The 19,645-nt window shown below is 65.9% G+C and carries 18 protein-coding genes; 14 read left to right on the top strand and 4 right to left on the bottom strand.

The annotated features are described in order from the left end of the window. Positions 1 to 8: 8 nt before the first annotated feature. The 10 genes from ASC93_RS21115 (at position 9) to ASC93_RS21070 (ending at position 11,849) form a co-directional block, all read left to right on the top strand. On the top strand, positions 9 to 1,214 hold the full coding sequence (locus ASC93_RS21115) for a phosphoglycerate kinase (RefSeq protein WP_056447098.1): 1,206 nt from the start codon (positions 9 to 11) through the stop codon (positions 1,212 to 1,214). Positions 1,215 to 1,271: 57 nt separating this feature from the next. Beyond that, positions 1,272 to 2,720 (top strand): pyruvate kinase, encoded by a 1,449-nt coding sequence (gene pyk, locus ASC93_RS21110; RefSeq protein ID WP_056447095.1) that lies wholly within the window; start codon positions 1,272 to 1,274, stop codon positions 2,718 to 2,720. Positions 2,721 to 2,885: 165 nt separating this feature from the next. Beyond that, positions 2,886 to 3,950 carry a class II fructose-bisphosphate aldolase gene (gene fba / locus ASC93_RS21105; protein ID WP_056447092.1) on the top strand — a complete coding sequence of 355 codons (1,065 nt, stop codon included), beginning with the start codon at positions 2,886 to 2,888 and terminating at the stop codon, positions 3,948 to 3,950. Between the two features lie 285 nt (positions 3,951 to 4,235). Further along, a complete protein-coding gene (locus ASC93_RS21100; RefSeq protein WP_056447088.1) occupies positions 4,236 to 5,132 on the top strand; it encodes a phosphoribosylaminoimidazolesuccinocarboxamide synthase in 897 nt (298 codons plus the stop codon). A 2-nt stretch (positions 5,133 to 5,134) separates the two neighbouring features. Beyond that, positions 5,135 to 5,638: a 5-(carboxyamino)imidazole ribonucleotide mutase gene (gene purE, locus ASC93_RS21095; protein WP_056447085.1), complete on the top strand. Its 504-nt coding sequence runs from the start codon at positions 5,135 to 5,137 to the stop codon at positions 5,636 to 5,638. Beyond that, positions 5,638 to 6,834 (top strand): 5-(carboxyamino)imidazole ribonucleotide synthase, encoded by a 1,197-nt coding sequence (locus ASC93_RS21090; protein ID WP_056447082.1) that lies wholly within the window; start codon positions 5,638 to 5,640, stop codon positions 6,832 to 6,834. Before purE ends, ASC93_RS21090 begins: the two co-directional genes overlap by 1 nt. After that, a complete protein-coding gene (locus ASC93_RS21085; protein WP_056447079.1) occupies positions 6,831 to 7,868 on the top strand; it encodes an L-threonylcarbamoyladenylate synthase in 1,038 nt (345 codons plus the stop codon). Before ASC93_RS21090 ends, ASC93_RS21085 begins: the two co-directional genes overlap by 4 nt. Before the next feature lie 172 nt (positions 7,869 to 8,040). Beyond that, on the top strand, positions 8,041 to 9,552 hold the full coding sequence (locus ASC93_RS21080; protein WP_056447076.1) for a S9 family peptidase: 1,512 nt from the start codon (positions 8,041 to 8,043) through the stop codon (positions 9,550 to 9,552). A gap of 192 nt (positions 9,553 to 9,744) precedes the next feature. Then, entirely contained in the window at positions 9,745 to 11,115 is a 1,371-nt protein-coding gene (locus ASC93_RS21075; protein WP_056447073.1) for an SGNH/GDSL hydrolase family protein, read from the top strand. A 56-nt stretch (positions 11,116 to 11,171) separates the two neighbouring features. After that, complete coding sequence (locus ASC93_RS21070) at positions 11,172 to 11,849, top strand: OmpW family protein (protein ID WP_056447070.1); 678 nt, start codon at positions 11,172 to 11,174, stop codon at positions 11,847 to 11,849. Positions 11,850 to 11,976: 127 nt separating this feature from the next. Here the strand turns inward: ASC93_RS21070 and ASC93_RS21065 are convergent, their stop codons facing one another. Further along, positions 11,977 to 13,170 carry an acyl-CoA dehydrogenase gene (locus ASC93_RS21065; protein ID WP_056447067.1) on the bottom strand — a complete coding sequence of 398 codons (1,194 nt, stop codon included), beginning with the start codon at positions 13,168 to 13,170 and terminating at the stop codon, positions 11,977 to 11,979. A 150-nt stretch (positions 13,171 to 13,320) separates the two neighbouring features. Continuing rightward, on the bottom strand, positions 13,321 to 13,821 hold the full coding sequence (locus ASC93_RS21060) for a flavin reductase family protein (protein ID WP_056447065.1): 501 nt from the start codon (positions 13,819 to 13,821) through the stop codon (positions 13,321 to 13,323). 121 nt (positions 13,822 to 13,942) lie between these two features. Here ASC93_RS21060 and msrA point away from each other — a divergent pair, with 121 nt between their 5' ends. After that, on the top strand, positions 13,943 to 14,482 hold the full coding sequence (gene msrA / locus ASC93_RS21055) for a peptide-methionine (S)-S-oxide reductase MsrA (protein ID WP_056447061.1): 540 nt from the start codon (positions 13,943 to 13,945) through the stop codon (positions 14,480 to 14,482). A 24-nt stretch (positions 14,483 to 14,506) separates the two neighbouring features. Here the strand turns inward: msrA and ASC93_RS21050 are convergent, their stop codons facing one another. Both ASC93_RS21050 and pdxH read right to left on the bottom strand, forming a co-directional pair. Next, on the bottom strand, positions 14,507 to 15,724 hold the full coding sequence (locus ASC93_RS21050) for a cyclopropane-fatty-acyl-phospholipid synthase family protein (protein ID WP_056447060.1): 1,218 nt from the start codon (positions 15,722 to 15,724) through the stop codon (positions 14,507 to 14,509). A gap of 37 nt (positions 15,725 to 15,761) precedes the next feature. Beyond that, the gene (gene pdxH / locus ASC93_RS30105) at positions 15,762 to 16,952 is read right to left on the bottom strand and encodes a pyridoxamine 5'-phosphate oxidase (protein WP_082548227.1); all 1,191 of its coding nucleotides are present in this window, start codon (positions 16,950 to 16,952) and stop codon (positions 15,762 to 15,764) included. 97 nt (positions 16,953 to 17,049) lie between these two features. Between pdxH and tcdA the strand changes: the two genes are divergently transcribed. From tcdA to cysK, 3 genes are read left to right on the top strand one after another with little or no spacing between them, the layout of a single operon-like run. Continuing rightward, positions 17,050 to 17,946, top strand: a complete 897-nt coding sequence (tcdA, locus tag ASC93_RS21040) for a tRNA cyclic N6-threonylcarbamoyladenosine(37) synthase TcdA (RefSeq protein WP_056447055.1) — start codon at positions 17,050 to 17,052, stop codon at positions 17,944 to 17,946. Between the two features lie 35 nt (positions 17,947 to 17,981). Then, a complete protein-coding gene (locus ASC93_RS21035; protein WP_056447052.1) occupies positions 17,982 to 18,521 on the top strand; it encodes an FKBP-type peptidyl-prolyl cis-trans isomerase in 540 nt (179 codons plus the stop codon). A gap of 31 nt (positions 18,522 to 18,552) precedes the next feature. After that, on the top strand, positions 18,553 to 19,485 hold the full coding sequence (gene cysK / locus ASC93_RS21030; RefSeq protein WP_056447050.1) for a cysteine synthase A: 933 nt from the start codon (positions 18,553 to 18,555) through the stop codon (positions 19,483 to 19,485). Positions 19,486 to 19,645 lie beyond the last annotated feature (160 nt).

Raw genomic sequence — 19,645 nt, 5'->3', positions numbered from 1 at the left:
AGTTGACAATGGCCGTTCTCAATTTCACCCGCTTGCAAGACCTGATCGACCAAGACGCGCTGAAGGGCAAGCGCGTCTTCATCCGCGCGGACCTGAACGTTCCTCAGGACGACGCCGGCAACATTACGGAAGACACGCGCGTGCGTGCTTCGGTTCCCGCGATCCGCGCTGCGCTTGATGCGGGTGCGGCCGTGATGGTCACGTCGCACCTGGGCCGTCCGACCGAAGGCGAGTTCAAGCCGGAAGACAGCCTGGCGCCCGTCGCCAAGCGCCTGTCCGAGCTGCTGGGCCAGCCCGTCGAGCTGAAGCAGAACTGGGTCGATGGCGTCGACGTCGCGCCGGGCCAGGTCGTGCTGCTGGAAAACTGCCGCGTCAACAAGGGCGAAAAGAAAAACTCGGACGAGCTGGCGCAGAAGATGGCCAAGCTGTGCGACATCTATGTCAACGACGCCTTCGGCACCGCGCACCGCGCCGAAGCGACCACGCACGGCATCGCGAAGTTCGCGCCCGTGGTCGCCGCGGGCCCGCTGCTGGCGGCCGAGCTGGACGCGCTGGGCAAGGCCCTGGGCGCGCCGCAGCGTCCGCTGCTGGCCATCGTGGCCGGTTCCAAGGTGTCGAGCAAGCTGTCGATCCTGCAGAGCCTGGCCGACAAGGTCGACAACCTGATCGTCGGCGGCGGTATCGCCAACACGTTCATGAAGGCCGTGGGCCTGAACATCGGCAAGTCGCTCGTGGAACTGGATCTCGTCGGCGAAGCGAAGACGATCATCGAGAAGATGGCTGCCCGCGGCGCGCAGGTGCCGATTCCCGTCGACGTCGTGTGCGCCAAGGAATTCTCGCCGACGGCCGCCGCGACCATCAAGGACGTCAAGGACGTGGCGGATGACGACATGATCCTGGACATCGGCCCGAAGACCGCGGCCCAGCTCGCCGAACAGATCGGCAAGGCCGGCACCATCGTGTGGAACGGCCCGGTCGGCGTGTTCGAGTTCGACCAGTTCGCGGAAGGCACGAAGACCCTGGCCGCGGCCATCGCGTCCTCGAAAGGCTTCTCGATCGCCGGCGGCGGCGACACCCTGGCCGCCATCGCAAAATACAATATTGCCGACCAAATCGGCTATATCTCGACCGGCGGCGGCGCCTTCCTCGAATTCCTCGAAGGTAAGACGCTCCCGGCCGTGGAGATGCTGCTCCAGCGCAGCGCAGCAAAATAAACCTACCGGTCACCGGCGCAGCTCACGGGCTGCGCTTTTCACTTCAAGGATAGTTCAATGTCTCGTGGCACCAAGATCGTCGCAACCATCGGCCCCGCTTCCTCCGACTTCGATACGCTCGTCCGCATGATTCGTGCGGGCGTGGATATCGTGCGCCTGAACTTTTCGCACGGCCGTGCCCAGGACCACATCGACCGCGCCAACCTGGTGCGTCGCGCCGCCGCCGAGTGCGGCCGCGAAGTGGCGATCATGGCCGATATGCAGGGGCCGAAGATCCGCGTCGGCAAGTTCGAAGAGGGCAAGATCCTGCTGAACAATGGTGACCGCTTCATCCTCGACTCCCGCTGGGGCGAGAACGGCGAACTGGGCAACCAGGAGCGCGTCGGCCTCGACTACAAGGCCCTGCCGAACGACGTGCGTCCGGGCGACACGCTGCTGCTGAACGACGGCCTGATCGTGCTGATCGTCGAGCGCGTGGCCGGCAGCGAGATCCACACCATCGTCAAGGTCGGCGGCGAACTGTCCAACAACAAGGGCATCAACCGCCTGGGCGGCGGCCTGACGGCGCCCGCGCTGACCGCGAAGGACATGGAAGACATCAAGACCGCGATGACCTTCCAGGCCGACTACCTGGCGATTTCCTTCCCGAAAACGGCGACCGACATGGAAATGGCGCGCCAGCTGGCCAACATCGCCGGCGAGCCGTCGGGCCACAAGCCGATGATGATCGCGAAGATCGAGCGCGCGGAAGCGATTCCCGTGCTGCAGGAAATCCTGGACGCCTCCGACGGCATCATGGTCGCCCGCGGCGACCTCGCCGTCGAAGTGGGCAACGCGGCCGTGCCGGCGCTGCAGAAGCGCATGATCCGCATGGCGCGCGATTCCAACAAGCTGGCGATCACCGCCACGCAGATGATGGAATCGATGATCGTCAACGCCGTGCCGACCCGCGCCGAAGTGTCGGACGTGGCGAACGCCGTGCTGGACGGCACCGACGCCGTCATGACGTCGGCCGAGACCGCCGCCGGCAAGTGGCCGGTCGAGACGGTCGAGATGATGTCCGCCATCTGCGTCGAAGCGGAACGTTCCGAATACAACAAACTCGAAGCCGACTTCCTGAACGTGCAGTTCACCCGGATCGACCAGTCGATCGCCTACGGCGCCCTGTTCACCGCGCACCACCTGCGCGTGAAGGCGATCGTGGCGCTGACCGAATCCGGCTCGACCGCGCTGTGGATGAGCCGTCACCACGTCGACACCCCGATCTACGCCCTGACGCCAAGCGTCACCACCCAGCGCAAGGTATCGCTGTATCGTAACGTGCATGCGTACCACCTGACGCAGCGCGGCGACAGCGCCGCCGTCCTGCGCCAGGCCGAAGACCTGATGGTGGCCAACGGGATCGTCAAGAAGGGCGACATGATCGTCGTCACGTGGGGTGAGCCGATGGGCCAGGTCGGCGGTACGAACGCACTGAAAATCGTTCGTGTCGGGGAATTCGATTAAGAGGGAGCTCAATACCTGAGCGCGCGGCCGCAACCCGCGGCCGCGCCGGACTGTCGAACGAAAGTGATGTGCATGGCTGACGCGCCTGTCGCGCGAGGCCAGGCGCACGCGCGCGCAGCAGGTGTGAGACCCGGAAAGGTTTCTTTATTCCTATGGAGCTAAACCATGGCACTCGTATCAATGCGTCAACTGCTGGACCATGCCGCCGAACACGGCTACGGCCTGCCGGCTTTTAACGTCAACAACCTGGAGCAGGTCCAGGCCATCATGGCCGCGGCCGACCAGACCGGCAGCCCGGTGATCATGCAGGCTTCGGCCGGCGCCCGCAAATATGCCGGCGAAGCCTTCCTGCGCCACCTGATCGACGCCGCCGTCGAAGCCTACCCGCACATCCCGGTCGTCATGCACCAGGACCACGGGCAGTCGCCGGCCGTCTGCATGGCCGCGATCCGCTCGGGCTTCACCTCCGTCATGATGGACGGCTCGCTGGAAGCGGACGGCAAGTCGGTCGCCTCGTACGACTACAACGTCGAGGTGTCGAAGGAAGTCGTCAAGTTCGCGCACTCGATCGGCGTCACCGTCGAAGCGGAACTGGGCGTGCTCGGTTCGCTGGAAACGATGAAGGGCGACAAGGAAGACGGCCACGGCGCCGACCGCACCATGACCCGCGAAGAGCTGCTGACCGACGTCGCGCAGGCCGCCGACTTCGTCGCGCGCACCCAGTGCGACGCGCTGGCCATCGCCATCGGCACGTCGCACGGCGCGTATAAATTCACGCGCAAGCCGACCGGCGACATCCTCGCCATCGACCGCATCAAGGAAATCCACGCGCGCATCCCGAACACGCACCTCGTGATGCACGGTTCGTCGTCCGTGCCGCAGGAGCTGCTGGCCATCATCCGCGAATTCGGCGGCGACATGAAGGAAACCTATGGCGTGCCGGTCGAGGAAATCCAGGAAGGCATCAAGCACGGCGTCCGCAAGATCAATATCGACACCGACATCCGCCTGGCGATGACGGCCGCGATCCGCAAATACCTGTTCGAGAACCCGTCCAAGTTCGACCCGCGCGATTACCTGAAGCCGGCCCGCGAAGCGGCCACGCAGATCTGCAAGGCGCGCTATATCTCCTTCGGTTGCGAGGGCATGGCCGCCAAGATCAAGCCGATGCCGCTGGAGAAAATGGCGGACCGCTATAAAGCTGGCGAACTGGCGCAGATCGTTCAGTAATCGAATACACGTACTGTCGACGAGGACACGTACTCTAACAATCGTCGTCCCCGCGCAGGCGGGGATCCAGTTTCCTCGGCTGTGCCACGAAATTGGGCCCCTGCCTTCGCAGGGGCGACGGTCGTTTTGCGGTCGCTTCTACGGTTGCTCCCATCTGCCCATCGTTTGCTTTTGACGACGATGACGTAGGAATCACGTAAAATATCGCTTTGGCACCGGTTCTCCCAACCGCCGCCCATCCGACCGGCACCTTTGCCGGTTTCGCTTTATCAAGATATCCCCTCTATGAAAAGCCTCTACCAATCCACTATTTCCTCCCTGCCACTGCTGGGCCATGGCAAGGTCCGTGACAACTACGCCGTCGGCGACGACAAGATCCTGATCGTCACGACCGACCGCCTGTCGGCCTTCGACGTCGTCATGAACGAACCGATTCCCGGCAAGGGCATGGTGCTGAACCAGATGAGCGATTTCTGGTTCGAAAAGCTCGGCCACATCGTGCCGAACCACCTGACCGGCGTGGCGCCGGAATCCGTGGTCGCACCCGAGGAAGTGGAGCAGGTGAAAGGCCGCGCCGTCGTGGCCAAGCGCCTGAAGCCGATCCTCGTCGAAGCCGTCGTGCGCGGCTACATCATCGGTTCCGGCTGGAAGGATTACCAGGCCACCGGCGCCGTCTGCGGCATCCAGTTGCCGGCCGGCCTGCGCCAGGCGGATAAATTGCCCGAGCCGCTGTTCACCCCGGCCGCCAAGGCCGACCTGGGCGAGCACGACGAGAACATCAGCTTCGCCGACATGGAGCAGCGCATCGGCTCGGAACTGGCCAACAAGATCCGCGACATCAGCATCCAGCTGTACAAGACCGCGGCCGACTACGCGGCCACGCGCGGCATCATCATCGCCGACACCAAGTTCGAATTCGGGCTCGACGAGAACGGCGTGCTGCACCTGATGGACGAAGTCCTGACCGCCGATTCGTCGCGCTTCTGGCCGGCGGACTCGTACGCGCCGGACATGTCGCCGCCGTCGTACGACAAGCAGTTCGTGCGCGACTACCTGGAAACCCTGACCGACTGGCACAAGACCCCGCCGGCACCGGCGCTGCCGCAGGACGTCATCGACAAGACCCAGGCCAAGTACTTCGAAGCCATCGAACGCCTGACCGGCGAGAAGCTGAAGGTTTGACGATGGCGGAACAGAACAAGCCGCTCGTCGGCGTGATCATGGGCTCCAGTTCCGACTGGGACGTGATGCAGCACGCCTGCGCCATGCTGAAGCAGTTCGGCGTGCCGTTCGAAGCGCAGGTGATCTCGGCGCACCGCATGCCGGACGAGATGTTCGCGTATGCGGAAAGCGCACGCTCGCGCGGCCTGCGCGCCATCATCGCCGGCGCCGGCGGCGCCGCGCACCTGCCGGGCATGGTGGCCGCGAAGACCGTCGTGCCGGTGCTGGGCGTGCCCGTGCCGTCGAAATACCTGCGCGGCGAAGATTCGCTGCTGTCGATCGTGCAGATGCCGAAAGGCGTGCCGGTGTCGACCTTCGCCATCGGCGAAGCCGGCGCCGCGAATGCCGCGCTGACGGCGATCGCCATCATCGCCACCACCGACGACGCCCTGGCAGGCCAGCTGGAACAATTCCGGTTGCAACAGACCGCCGCCGCCAAGGCCATGACCCTGCCCGTGAACGACTGATGAGTAATACGAAGTCCCCAGTTTTTCTCCCCGCCGCGGCCGAACCGGCCTGGCTCGGCGTGATGGGCGGCGGCCAGCTGGGCCGCATGTTCGCCCACGCCGCGCAGGCGATGGGTTACCGCGTGGCCGTGCTGGAGCCGTCGAACGATTGCCCGGCCGGCCAGGTGGCCGAGCGCCTCGTCGAGGCCGGCTACGAGGATGCCGCCGGCCTGGATGCGCTGGCCGCGCAATGCGTGGCCGTCACGACGGAGTTCGAAAACGTTCCGGCCGCCAGCCTGTCGCGCCTCGCGCAACAGGTGTTCGTGGCGCCGGATGCGCATGGCGTCTCCGTCGCCCAGGACCGCATCGCGGAAAAATCGTTCTTCGTCGCCTGCGCGGGCAAGTCCGGCGTGATGCCGGCGCCGCACAAGGTGATCGCGAGCGACGCCGACGTCGCCGCGATCGCCGACGACCTGTTGCCCGGCATCCTGAAAACCGTGCGCATGGGTTACGACGGCAAGGGGCAGGTGCGTGTGCGCACGCGCGAGGACGTGCGCGCCGCGTTCGAAGCGATGGGCCGCGTGACCTGCCTGCTCGAGAAGATGCTGCCGCTCGCCTATGAGGTGTCGGTGCTGACGGCGCGCGGGGCGGATGGCCAGTCGGTCGTCTACCCGATCGCGGAGAACGTGCACCGCGACGGCATCCTGTTCACGACGACGGTGCCTGGCCCGAACGTGTCGGATGAATGCGCGCGCAAGGCGCAGGATGCCGCGCGCGCCATCGTGGCCGAGCTCGGTTATGTCGGCGTGCTGTGCATCGAATTCTTCGTGTTGACGGATGGCTCGCTCGTCGTCAACGAGATGGCGCCGCGGCCGCACAACAGCGGCCATTACACGATGGACGCCTGCATCACGAGCCAGTTCGCCCAGCAGGTCAGGGCGATGGCGAAACTGCCGCTGGGCGAAGTGCGCCAGCATTCGCCGGCCGTCATGCTGAACATCCTCGGCGACGTGTGGTTCGAGGGCGATGGCGACGGCGCGCGCGAACCGGCGTGGGACCGGGTGCTGGCGCTGCCCGGCGCCAACCTGCACCTGTACGGCAAGACCGACCCGCGCCGCGGCCGCAAGATGGGGCACGTGACGTTCGTCGCGCCCACCTTGCCGGAAGCCCGGGCGAGTTTCGAGCAGGCCTGCGCCATCCTGGAAATCAGGCTGTGAAGCGCGCCGTGACGGATGCGATCGACGCCGCCGCGCGCGCGCTGGAGGCCGGCCGGCTCGTCGCGTTGCCGACCGAGACCGTGTACGGCCTCGGCGCCGACGCGGAGAACCCGGCCGCCGTTGCCGCGATCTACGCCGCCAAGGGCCGGCCGCAGGATCACCCCGTGATCGTGCACGTGGCGCCCGGCGCGGATCTCGACTACTGGGCCACCGACATCCCGTCGGAAGCGCGCCAGCTGGCCGACGCCTTCTGGCCCGGTCCGCTGACGATGATTTTAAAACGCGCGCCGCACATCCCGGACGCCGTCTCGGGCGGCCAGGACACGGTCGGCATCCGCTGTCCGTCGCATCCCGTCGCCATCCGGCTGCTGCAAGCGTTCAAGGGCGGGAAGGGCGGCATCGCCGCGCCGTCCGCCAATAAATTCGGCGCCGTCAGCCCGACGACGGCCCAGCACGTGCGCGACGAGTTCGCCGACGACATCGGAGAATGCGGCCGCATCGCCTTCGTGCTGGATGGCGGGCAGAGCGAGGTCGGCATCGAATCGACGATCGTCGATTTGTCCCGGCTGGCCACGCACGGTCCGGTGCTGCTGCGTCCGGGTCATATCTCGCTCGATGCCATCGCGGCCGTGATCGACCAGGTGCCGGCCCGTCCGGATGCCGCCGCGCCCCGCGCCTCCGGCACGCTGGAATCGCATTACGCGCCGCACACGCCCGTCGCGATGCAGGACACGGCGACGTTGGCCGGCACCTTGTCCAGGTTGCAGGCGGCGGGGCGCAAGGTCGCCCTGATCCATTATTCGGACCTGCCGGCCACCCACGCGGCCGTGCGGCTGCCCGCCTCGCCGGAAGGTTTCGCGCACGCCCTGTACGCGGCGCTGCGGGCGATGGACGGTACTGCCGCCGACGTCATCCTCGTCGAGGCGCCGCCGCAGGACGGCCCCTGGCTGGGCGTCAACGACCGCCTGCGCCGCGCCGCGCATGGCTCGACGGGCATCGTGCACGGGTTGATAAACAACACTCCCGCGCTGTAATCCGTTCGGAATCTTCCCAAAATCGCCCGCCCGGTGCATCCTTGGCGGCAATGCCCGGTGTCGGGCATTGCGCGCCTGCGCCGCCTCCACGCGGACCTTTCCCCGCCATTCGTTGTCCACCGATGCGCGCCGGCGCTTGCCGTTTTAGTCATCCGTCAGTCGAAGGACATCCATGCGTTCCCTGTTCAACCTGGCCTGCAGCCTCGGGCTGGGCTATCTGCTTGCCGCTTGCAGCGGCGGCACCACCGCCGGCGGCACGCCGACCGGCGTCGTCAATCCCGATCCGCTGCCCCTCCCGACCCGCGGCAGCCTCGTGGGCCAGGCGGCCTCCGTGGCCGTCAATATCGGCGGCGCCAGCCTGCCCACCTTGACCCCCACCGTGCTGGCCGGCTTCCTCGAAGCGGCACAGCAGGGCACCCTCGCCGTCGCGGGCCAGCCGCAGTGCTCGGTGTCCGTGTACCGCGTGCACTACAACACCGTCGGCGGCGCCGGCGAAGCGACGGATGGCAGCGCCGCCGTCTTCGTGCCCACGGGCGGCGGCAACTCGTGCAGCAACTCGCGTCCCGTCGTGCTGTATGCGCACGGCACCTCGCTGCAGAAATCCTACGACATGGCCGACATCGCCAACAACACGGAAGCCCGCCTGGCGGCGGCCGTGTTCGCGGCGCAGGGCTTCATCGTCGTGGCGCCGAACTACACGGGCTACAGCGGCTCCTCGCTCGGCTATCACCCGTATCTCGACCGCGTCGCGCAGGCCGCCGACATGATCGACGCCCTGCGCGCCGCGCGCACCTCGTTCACGGCGATCGGCGCGAAGGATTCGGGCAAGCTGATGGTCACCGGTTATTCGCAGGGCGGCTATGTGGCGCTGGCCACGCAGCGCGCCATGCAGGACCTGGGCACGAACGAGTTCAACGTGACGGCGGCGTCCGGCATGTCGGGTCCGTACGCGCTCGCCCGTTTCGGCGACGACCTGTTCGGCGGCGCGCCGCGCAACGGCGCCACCGTGATCGTGCCGATGATCGTCAACGCCGGCCAGCACGCCAGCGCTGCGCTGTACACGACGCCGTCCGACATCTACGAGGCCCCGTATGCCGCCACGATCGCCGACCTGGTGCCGGGCAGCCTCGGCAGCAGCGATCTCGTCGACCAGGGCAAGCTGCCCGCCACGGCACTGTTCGCCGCGAATTCGCAGCCGCAGGCGGCCGGCTATACGCAATATTTCGGCGCCAACAACCTGATCCGCACGGATTACCGCAACGGCTACCTGGCCGACCTGGCATCCCACCCGTGCGACCAGAGCGCGACCGCGCCGCTGGCCTGTGCTCCGGCCCACAACCTGCGCAAATGGCTCGTGCGCAATGACCTGCGCAGCTATATGCCGGGCGCGCCGACGATGCTGTGCGGCGGCCATGCCGATCCCGTCGTGCCGTTCTTTAACGCGACGGCGGCGGCGAGCTATTTCAGTGCGCGCGGCAGCAACATCACGCTGCTGGACATCGACGACACACCCGGCCTGAACGACCCGTACCGCTCGGCCAAGGCGGGCTTCGTGGCCGCCAAGGCGATCCTGCGCGCGGCCTCGGGCGACGATGCCGTGTCGTCTACCTACCACGCCGGCCTCGTGGCCCCATTCTGCATGGCGGCGACGCGCGATTATTTTCAGTCAACATTGTCACATTGAGTCAAAAACAGGCTGGCAGCGTTGCTATAATCGGCCGCTGCCGGCCTCGTCTCTACCGGAAAAAAACCAGCTGTTGTTGCCGGCGTACGACAAAGGTTTTCTCTATACAACGATGCTGAACACTGGCATATTAGTTAATACACGAATAGCACGGCCGTTCGTTGCAGAAGAAAAATTTCTTTAGGAGACACAATGCGTAAGACCTCATTCGCGCTCGCACTGGTGACCGCTGCTGTCCTGTCGGCCTGCGGCGGCAGCAGCACCAGCCCCCGCGGCGGCGATCAAACCCCGGGAACCAAGTTCAGCGCCCAGGTATCGTTCGGCGACAGCCTGTCGGACGTCGGCACCTATGCCGTCGGCGGCGTGAAGGCACTGGGCGGTGGCAAGTTCACGATCAACGGCGACAACACGGCGATCAGCCCGGACCTGACGGGCAAGAACTGGACCGAATTCGTCGCCGCCCAGCTGAACCTGCCGGCACCGTGCCCGGCCCAGACGGGCCTGCAAGGCGACGCGACCAAGGGCTTCTCCGTGCCCGTCACGTTCAACACCAACTGTCTCAACTATGCGCAGGGCGGCTCGCGCGTGACGAATCCGGTCGGCCCCGGCAACGCGGCCGCCGGCTCGCCGCTGGGCCAGACGACCGTGCCGGTGGTGACGCAGATCGCGAACCACCTGGCCAAGACCGGCGGCAAGTTCAGCGGCACCGAGCTGGTGACGGTCCTGGCCGGCGGCAATGACATCCTGTTCCTGATGGGCCAACTGTCGGCCAGCGCCACCGCCGCCGGCACCGCCGCCGGCTCGCAAGCGTTTGCCGTTTCGCTGACGACGCAGCTGGCCGCCGGTGCGACGAACCCGGCCACGGCCGCCCAGGCCATCGGCCTCGCGATCCAGACGGAAGCGGCGCGTGCCGGCCACACGGACACGTCCGTCGTGCAAGCCGCCGTCACCGCGGCCGTCATGGCCGGCAACACCGCGGCCGCCCAGGCCACCGTGTATGGTCCGATGGTCGTCAAGGCCCAGGCCGACGCGACGGCCGCCGGCCAGAAAGCGGGCGCCGACTACCTGACCGCCAACGCAGCGGGCGTCGTCACCGCGATGGGGACCGCAGGTGCCCAGCTGGCGGCCCTCGTCAAGACGCAGATCCTCGCCAAGGGCGCGAACTACGTCGTCGTGAACAACCTGCCGGACGTGGCTTCGACGCCGTCGGGCAAATCGCAGCCGGCCGCCGTCCAGGCCCTGATCAAGACGGCCGTCGACGCGTTCAACGCCCAGCTCAAGGCCGGTGTCGCGACCGAACCCAAGGTCCTGTACGTCGACCTGTGGAGCGTCAGCCACGACGAAGTCATCAACCCGGCCCCGTACGGGCTGACGAACACGTCGACCCCGGCCTGCGGCCCGAACGCACTGGGCACGACGTCGCTCGTCTGCAACGCGAAGAACGTGATCGCCGGCGACGTCAGCCACTACATGTTCGCCGACGACGTGCACCCGACCCCGTTCGAGAACTGGCTGATCGCGCGCTACGTCCTCGAACAGATGGCTACGAAGGGCTGGCTGTAATCCTCACGACAGGCCTGTCCGCGCGGACAGGCCAACCATAAGAATCAGGAGATAACATGAAAGTAAGTTCCAACGTCGTGAAACTGCTGGTTGCCGCGGGCGCGCTGGCCGTGGCCGGCAGCGCCGCGGCACAGGTCAAGGGGCAGTGGGCCGTGTCGGTCGGCGCCACCCAGATCACCCCGCACGTCGAAAGCGGCGCGATCACCGCCCCGGCCCTCCCCAACTCGCTGGGCGACGTCGGCAAGGACACCGAACCGGTGATCGTGGTCAACTACGGCATCACCGACAACATCACCGGCGAATTCACCTTTGCGACCCCGTACAAGCACAGCCTGTATGGCGCCGGCGCCATCGCCGGCACGGGCGAGCTGGGCACGGTGCAAGCCTTGCCGCCGACCGCGTTCGTGCAATACCGTTTCTTCCAGCCGACCTCGGCCTTCCGTCCTTACGTCGGCCTGGGCGTGACCTATGCCTACTTCTACAAGGAAACCGGCTCGTTCCGCATGACCGCGCTGACGAACCCGGGCGGCCCGGCGACGACGTTCAGCATCGACAACAAGTGGACCGTGTCGGGCCAGATCGGCGCCGTCTGGAACTTCAACCAGAAATGGTTCCTCAACGCCGCGCTCGTGAAGACCCGTCTGCGTACCGACGTGCACTTCTCGACGCACCAGGGCCAGCACATGAAGCTGGACCCGAACTCGACCGTGCTGACCTTGGGCTACAAGTTCTGACGCGTTTCCGCGCAATAAAAAAACCGCCCTTCGAGGCGGTTTTTTTTCGGTTGTTCATGGTGGGCACGGGGTGCCCACCCTACGGCTGCGGTATTCGTAGGGTGGGCTCCCCGAGCCCACCAAACATTCAAAACGCCGCGATTCCCGTCTGCGCACGACCCAGGATCAGCGCGTGGATGTCATGCGTACCTTCGTACGTGTTGACGACTTCCAGATTGACGAGGTGACGCGCAACGCCGAACTCGTCGCTGATGCCGTTGCCACCCATCATGTCGCGGGCCATGCGCGCGATGTCCAGCGACTTGCCGCAGGAATTGCGCTTCATGATCGACGTGATCTCGACCGCGGCCGTGCCTTCGTCCTTCATGCGGCCCAGGCGCAGCACGCCCTGCAGGCCCAGCGTGATTTCCGTCTGCATGTCGGCCAGCTTCTTCTGGATCAGCTGGTTGGCGGCCAGCGGCTTGCCGAACTGTTTGCGGTCCAGCACGTACTGGCGGGCACGGTGCCAGCAGTCTTCGGCCGCGCCGAGCGCGCCCCAGGCGATGCCGTAGCGGGCCGAGTTCAGGCAGGTGAACGGACCCTTCAGGCCGCGCACTTCCGGGAAGGCGTTTTCTTCGGGGCAGAACACCTCGTCCATCACGATCTCGCCCGTGATCGAGGCGCGCAGGCCGACCTTGCCGTGGATGGCCGGCGCCGACAGGCCCTTCCAGCCCTTTTCCAGCACGAAGCCGCGGATCTTGCCCTCGTCATCCTTGGCCCAGACGACGAACACGTCGGCGATCGGCGAGTTCGTGATCCACATCTTCGAGCCGGAGAGCGAGTAGCCGCCGTCGACCTTGCGCGCGCGCGTGACCATCGAGCCCGGGTCGGAGCCGTGGTTCGGCTCGGTCAGGCCGAAGCAGCCGATCCATTCGCCGGTCGCGAGTTTCGGCAGGTATTTCTGCTTCGTCTCTTCGTTGCCGAACTCGTAGATCGGCACCATCACGAGCGACGACTGCACGCTCATCATCGAGCGGTAGCCGGAATCGACGCGCTCGACTTCGCGCGCGATCAGGCCGTAGCTGACGTAGTTCAGGCCGGGGCCGCCGTATTGCTCGGGGATGGTCGGGCCCAGCAGGCCGAGTTCGCCCATCTCGCGGAACACGGCGGCGTCGGTGGTTTCATGGCGGAAGGCTTCCAGAACGCGCGGCAGCAGCTTGTCCTGGCAATAGGCCGCGGCGGCGTCGCGCACCATGCGCTCCTCGTCGAGCAGCTGCTCGTTCAGCAGCAGCGGATCATCCCAGTGAAAATGGGCTTTGCGGGGCGTATCGGAACGGCTCATGGGACTCCTGTCTCAGAATATTCTTGTCGAATGGTCGAATGGCGGACGCCGGGCGAACGGGTAGGCCGCCCGGATCGAGCCATTATAGGAAGGCCGCCTTGCCGCATCTTTTCAAACTGCGACAGCCATTTTCATTTTTAAACGAACAAGTCAGGTCGTGCCGAAGCGCCCGCCATGGAACAGCAGCGCGGATTGCGGATGCACGGCGCAGTCTTCCACTTCGCCCACGAAGATCACGTGGTCGCCTTCCGGATAGCGGCTGCGGTTGTGGCATTCGAACCAGGCCGAGACGCCCTTCAGGATCGGCTGGCCGGTGCGCGACAATTCGTACTCGACGCTCTCGAACGGGTCCTGGCCGCGCCGCGAGAACCGGCGTGCCAGCTCTTCCTGCCCGGCGGACAGGACATTGATCACGTAGTGCGAGTTGCCGGTGAAGATGGGCAGGCTGTTGGCCACGTTCGACAGGCTCCACAGCACGAGCGGCGGTTCCAGCGACACCGAATTGAAGGACGATGCGGTCAGGCCGCGGAAATGGCCGTCGCCGAGGCGCGTCGTGATGACGGTAACGCCGGTCGCGAATTGGGACAGGGCCTGGCGGAAATGGGCGGAATCGAAACCGCGCGTGGTAGCGCGAGGTGAGCTGGTGTTCATCCGCGCATTATGCCACCAATGGCCTGTCTCCCTCTGGCCGGCTGCTCGTTGATCCTGCACAACAGTGCACTTTCGGTTACAGTGAAGCCATGGAAAACTATTTATCCCTCGAGGAGTCAGTATGAGCCAGCAATCAGCAACCGAAGTGGCCATCCTGGGCGGCGGGTGTTTCTGGTGCCTGGAAGCGGTCTATCTCGAAGCGCGCGGCATTCTCGGCGTGGAATCGGGCTACATGGGCGGCGAGACCCCCGCCCCGACCTACGAGCAGGTATGCGCGGGCACGACGGGCCACGCCGAAGTGGTGAAGCTGGAGTTCGATCCGAACGTGATCGGCTATCGCGACATCCTGGAAATCTTTTTCACCATCCACGACCCGACGACGCTCAATCGCCAGGGCAACGACGTCGGCACGCAATACCGGTCCGTCATCTTCTTCACGTCGCCGGAACAGGAGGCGACGGCGCGCAAGGTGATGGCCGAGATGGCCGCCGTGTGGGATGCGCCCATCGTCACGCAGGTGCTGCCGGACGAACAGTGGTACAAGGCCGAGGATTACCACCAGAATTATTTCGCCCAGCATCCGTTGCAGGGGTATTGCGCCTTCGTCGTGGCGCCGAAGGTGGCCAAGTTCCGCAAGACGTTCACGGAGCGCGTCAAATAAGTTGCCGCACCCCGTGCCCGCCGGTCACGGATACATGTAGCGCCGCGACCACGGGATCTGCGCCGGTTCCTGTCCCGCCTTGCCGCACACGATCTGGTACAGGCTGATCCAGTCGTGCGCGAACCCGTAGGCGCAGCCGGCCAGGTAGACGTGCCAGATGCGGAAGGTCTTCGGATCGCACGTCGCCTGGATGCGCTCGGCGTTGTTCTCGAAATTCTCGGTCCACAGCGCGCACGTGCGGGCGTAGTGGCGGCGCAGGTTTTCCACGTCGCGCACCTCGAGGCCGCCTTCCTGCATGGTGCGGATGACGGTCGACAGGTGCGCCAGCTCGCCGTGCGGGAACACGTATTTGTCGATGAACTCGCCGCCGCCGTACGGGCTGTTGCGCTGCTCGACGTCCGCCGTGGTGATGCCGTGGTTCATCACGACGCCGCCCGGTGCCAGCAGCCTGTTGACCCGGCTGAAGTACTCCGGCAGGTGCTCCACGCCGACGTGCTCGAACATGCCGACGCTCGTGATGCGGTCGAACTGGCCGTCGACGTCGCGGTAGTCCTGCAGGCGGATGTCGATGCGGTCCTGCAGGCCGACCCGGGCCACGCGCTCGCGCGCCAGCTCGCACTGGCGTTCGGACAGCGTGACGCCCACGCAGCGCGCGCCGAACTTTGTGGCCGCGCGGATGACCAGGGCGCCCCAGCCGCAGCCGATGTCGAGCAGCGTATGGCCCGGCTGCACGCCGATCTTGGTGAGGATGTGGTCGATCTTCTTTTGCTGCGCGGTGGCCAGGTCTTCGTCGCCGTTCTCGAAATAGGCGCAGGAATACACCATCGCCGGGTCGAGGAACAGGCTGTAGAACTCGTTGGAGACATCGTAGTGGTAGCGGATGGCCTCGGCATCTTTCTCGCGCGTGTGCGGCGAGACGAGGCGCAGGGCGGCGCTGGCGACACGGCTCGTGCGCGCCGGCTTGCCCGTGGTTTCCGCGAGGGCGGAGCCCACCTGGATCATGTCGGCCGCGCGCCCTTCGATCTCGAGCGCGCCTTCGACATAGGCTTCGCCCAGGTTCCCCAGCGACGGCGCCAGCAGGTAGCGCAGCCCGCCCGGGTTGGGCACGCGGATCTTCACGCGCGGCTGGTGGTCGGACGACAGGTCGACCTGCGCGCCGTTCCACAATTCCACGCGCAGGGGCAGGTTGAACTTGCTGCGAATGCCTGAAGTCCAGGCGGAAAGCTTCATCTGGTCGAACACGCGTATCTCCGGCTAGTCCCGAACCGGACGCGCCGGTTCAGGGTTGCAAACGTTGCCGCGTCCAAAGTCCGTCTTCCTGCCGCGTGTAGACGATGCGGTCGTGGAAGCGTGAACGCCGCCCCTGCCAGAACTCGATCCGTTCCGGCACCAGGCGAAAACCGCCCCAATGCTGTGGCCGTGGCGGTGCTTCGCCATATTGACGCGCCACTGCCTCGTAATGTTGTTCGAGGGCGGCACGGTTCGCGATCGGTTCGCTTTGCTCGGACGCGATCGCCGACAGCCGGCTTTTCAGGGGCCGGCTGTTGAAATACTTATCGCTTTCGTCGGCACTGGTACGCTCGACTCTGCCTTCGATTCGCACTTGCCGTTCAAGTTCACTCCAGAAGAATAGCAGAGCTGCAAAAGGCTTGCTTTCCAGTTGCTTTCCTTTCTGGCTCGCGTAGTTCGTATACCAGGTAAAACCGCGCGCATCGAACTGCTTGACCAGCACGATGCGCGACGTCGGACGCCCGTCGTCGCCCACGGTGGCCACGCTCATCGCGTTCGGTTCGTTCACCTCGGCCTTGAGCGCTTCCTCGAACCAGCGCGTGAACTGGACGATCGGATCGGCGGCCACGTCGTCCTCGTCGAGCCGGGCCTGGCCGTAATCCTTGCGCAGGTCGGCCACGCGTTCGCCGATGTCCGGCGCGGCCGGAGCGTCGAGGCCGCGGCGCCGGCGCATGGCCCCGCCCAGGCGCGCCATCTGGTCCGGTCCGAACAGGCGCAGCGCCATCGGCGCCACGACGCCTTCCTCGCGTTCCATGTGGCCCTGGTAGCTCTGCACGAAGCGGCGGACGATGGAGGCGGACAGCTGCGTGCCGCTGCCGTCCGCGATGGCCGCCAGCTGTTCGTGCAGGTCTTGCCACATCCCGTCCATCTCCTTGTGTTCCTGCAGGATCACGGGCGCCAGTGCCTGCAGCGTGGCCGCATCCTCGCCCTGGGCGACGGCGAGCAGCATCGGCAGCAGGTCCTGTTCTTCGTCCTCGTGGTGCAGGTGGGCGGCCTTGTCGAAGTATTTCAGCACGGCCGTCGCCGCCTGGCGCGCCTGCTCGTCGGCACCGTGTTCCGGCAGATGGCCCAGCAGTTTTTCCAGCGTGGTCAGCTGCTTGCGGATGCGTCCGTGGCAATGCTTGAGGACGGCAACGGGCTGGTCGAAATCGGGCGCGGGGTCGGAAAGAAGGTTGTTCATGGTCGCTGTTGTGGACACGCAGGATGCGGCCCAATTTTTGATTGACTGAAAGTTATTTTAGAGCAAGGAGCGCCATTCCGTCCGGTAAAATGGCTGGATGACGACTACGATTTCCACCTCTCTCCTCGATGACGTCGACTTCCGCCGCCGCTTCGGCGGCATTGCCCGCCTCTACGGCGAGCGTGCACTGGAACGCTTCCGTGCGGCGCACGTTTGCGTGGTCGGCGTCGGCGGCGTCGGCTCCTGGATCGTCGAAGCGCTGGCGCGCAGCGCCGTCGGCCGCCTCACGCTCATCGACCTCGACAACGTGGCCGAATCCAACATCAACCGCCAGATCCAGGCCCTGTCGACCACGGTCGGCATGCCCAAGATCGAAGCGCTGAAGCAGCGCATCGCGCTCATCAATCCGTACTGCGAAGTCGAGCTCGTCGAAGACTTCATCGATCCGGACAATATCCCGCAGATGATCGGGACGCACCGTTTCGACTACGTCGTCGACGCCATCGACAGCGTCAAGGCCAAGGCCGCGCTCATCGCGTACTGCAGCGAGCATGCGATTCCGCTGGTCGTCATCGGCGGCGCTGGCGGCCAGCTCGATCCGACGAAGATCGAGGTGCGCGACCTCGCCCGCACCGAGCAGGAACCGCTGCTCAAGAAAGTGCGCAAGATCCTGCGGGCCCGCTATGGTTTCGCGCGCGGCGAAAAGAACAAGTACCACATCGACGCCGTGTTCTCGATGGAACCGCTGCGCTATCCGGAATCCGGCGACGCCTGCGACGTCGACGCCAACAGCATCACGGGCCTGAACTGCGCCGGGTTCGGGTCGAGCATGGTCGTCACCGCGACGTTCGGCATGGTCGCGGCCGGCCATCTGCTGCGCAAGCTGGCGGAGCAGGCGCATGCGGCCGTGCCGGCGCCGCAGCCGGTTGCCGAACCCATACTTGTAACCGAATCCGTCGATGCTGGGCAACCGGAGGAGGCCTTGCTATCATAGAATCAGTTTTTTTACTGATTCGTGAAAGAGGCTCCATGATCCGTCGTATCGCCCTCGCAGGCCTGCTGCTGGCGGCTGCCGCCGCCAACGCGCAGGACGCATCCCAGGCCGGCAACGGCCTGCCCGGTCCCAAGGACCCGGCCCAGGCCACCGCCAACGCCGCCGCTCCCGCCAACCCGAACAATCCCGTCAACCCGGCCCCCGCAGCCCAGGCCCCGCAAGGCCCGCAGGTGCAGGTCATCGACCACGTGATCGGCAAGGGCGCCGAAGCGACGTACGGCAGCACAGTCGTCGTCAATTACACGGGCTGGTTCTACAAGCCGCTGGCCGCCAGGCAGCGTGGCCACAAGTTCGATTCGTCGCTGGATGCGGGCCGCGAACCGCTCGAGTTCCAGCTCGGCGCGCGCCAGGTCATCAAGGGCTGGGAGCAGGGCGTGCAGGGCATGAAGGTGGGCGGCAAGCGCACCCTGATCATCCCGAGCGAACTCGCCTACGGCAAACGCGGCGCCGGCGGCGGTTCGATCCCGCCGGACTCCGATCTGATCTTCGACGTGGAACTGCTGAAGGTCAAGTAAGTCCAACTCATCACTCAACCGGGAGACCTGCATGCGCATCGCGAACGACGTGACGGAACTGATCGGCAATACCCCCTTGGTGCGGATCCGCCGCATGGCGCAGGGCGCCGGCGCGGACATCGCCGCCAAGCTCGAGTTCTACAATCCGGCGCACAGCGTGAAGGACCGGATCGGCCTGGCCATGATCGAGGCGGCCGAGCAGTCCGGCCGGATCGGCCCGAACACCATCATCGTCGAAGCCACCAGCGGCAACACGGGCATCGCGCTGGCGATGGTGTGCGCGGCGCGCGGCTACCGCTGCCGCCTCGTCATGCCCGAGACGATGAGCAACGAGCGGCGCATGCTGCTGCGCGCGTACGGCGCCGAACTGGTGCTCACGCCGGGGCCGGAAGGCATGCTGGGCGCGATCCGCCGCGCCGAGGAAATCGTCGCGTCCGACCCGAACTGCTTCATGCCGCAGCAGTTCAACAACCCGGCCAATCCGGACGTCCACCGCCGCACGACGGCCGAGGAGATCTGGCGCGACACGGACGGCAAGGTCGACATCCTCGTGGCCGGCGTCGGCACGGGCGGCACCATCACGGGCGTGGCCGAAGTGATCAAGGCGAGGAAGCCGTCGTTCCAGGCCATCGCCGTGGAACCGGACGCGTCGCCCATCCTGTCCAAGGGCACGAAAGGCCCGCACCCGATCCAGGGCCTCGGCGCCGGCTTCATCCCGGAAGTGCTGAACACGCACAGCTACGACGAAGTCATCGCCGTCAAGAACGACGACGCCTTCGAGACGGCCCGCGCGGCCGCGCGCGAGGAAGGGCTGCTGGTCGGCATCTCGTCCGGCGCCGCGTTGTGGGCCGCGATCCAGGTCGCCAGGCGGCCGGAGAATGCGGGCAAGCTGATCGTCACCATCATTCCCTCGTTCGGCGAGCGGTATCTGAGTACGGCGTTGTATGCGAACCTGGCGGGTTGAACGTTCGTAAGCTTATCAATACGTCGTCCCTGCGCAAGGCGGGGACCCAAGTTCTACCTGCGTCGTCGAGATGCCGGCAAGATTGGGTCCCCGCCTCCGCGCACTGCTGTCCGGAATAATTTGAGGGGAAATCGCTGAAGGTGTTGCAGGGACTGGTTTA

Source organism: Massilia sp. Root335, assembly GCF_001425685.1.
In the GTDB taxonomy this organism is placed as follows: domain Bacteria; phylum Pseudomonadota; class Gammaproteobacteria; order Burkholderiales; family Burkholderiaceae_D; genus Telluria; species Telluria luteola.
This window is presented reverse-complemented; position numbering and strand designations above follow the sequence as displayed.

Bases quoted from the DNA above. Each gene is read 5' to 3' on its own strand.
- ASC93_RS21035 (WP_056447052.1), top strand. From the start codon at position 17,982: ATGATCCGTCGTATCGCCCTCGCAGGCCTGCTGCTGGCGGCTGCCGCC.
- ASC93_RS21080 (WP_056447076.1), top strand. From the start codon at position 8,041: ATGCGTTCCCTGTTCAACCTGGCCTGCAGCCTCGGGCTGGGCTATCTG.
- ASC93_RS21060 (WP_056447065.1), bottom strand. From the start codon at position 13,821: ATGAACACCAGCTCACCTCGCGCTACCACGCGCGGTTTCGATTCCGCC.
- pdxH (WP_082548227.1), bottom strand. From the start codon at position 16,952: ATGAACAACCTTCTTTCCGACCCCGCGCCCGATTTCGACCAGCCCGTT.
- msrA (WP_056447061.1), top strand. From the start codon at position 13,943: ATGAGCCAGCAATCAGCAACCGAAGTGGCCATCCTGGGCGGCGGGTGT.
- ASC93_RS21075 (WP_056447073.1), top strand. From the start codon at position 9,745: ATGCGTAAGACCTCATTCGCGCTCGCACTGGTGACCGCTGCTGTCCTG.
- ASC93_RS21070 (WP_056447070.1), top strand. From the start codon at position 11,172: ATGAAAGTAAGTTCCAACGTCGTGAAACTGCTGGTTGCCGCGGGCGCG.
- ASC93_RS21115 (WP_056447098.1), top strand. From the start codon at position 9: ATGGCCGTTCTCAATTTCACCCGCTTGCAAGACCTGATCGACCAAGAC.
- purE (WP_056447085.1), top strand. From the start codon at position 5,135: ATGGCGGAACAGAACAAGCCGCTCGTCGGCGTGATCATGGGCTCCAGT.
- pyk (WP_056447095.1), top strand. From the start codon at position 1,272: ATGTCTCGTGGCACCAAGATCGTCGCAACCATCGGCCCCGCTTCCTCC.
- cysK (WP_056447050.1), top strand. From the start codon at position 18,553: ATGCGCATCGCGAACGACGTGACGGAACTGATCGGCAATACCCCCTTG.
- tcdA (WP_056447055.1), top strand. From the start codon at position 17,050: ATGACGACTACGATTTCCACCTCTCTCCTCGATGACGTCGACTTCCGC.
- ASC93_RS21065 (WP_056447067.1), bottom strand. From the start codon at position 13,170: ATGAGCCGTTCCGATACGCCCCGCAAAGCCCATTTTCACTGGGATGAT.
- ASC93_RS21090 (WP_056447082.1), top strand. From the start codon at position 5,638: ATGAGTAATACGAAGTCCCCAGTTTTTCTCCCCGCCGCGGCCGAACCG.
- fba (WP_056447092.1), top strand. From the start codon at position 2,886: ATGGCACTCGTATCAATGCGTCAACTGCTGGACCATGCCGCCGAACAC.
- ASC93_RS21100 (WP_056447088.1), top strand. From the start codon at position 4,236: ATGAAAAGCCTCTACCAATCCACTATTTCCTCCCTGCCACTGCTGGGC.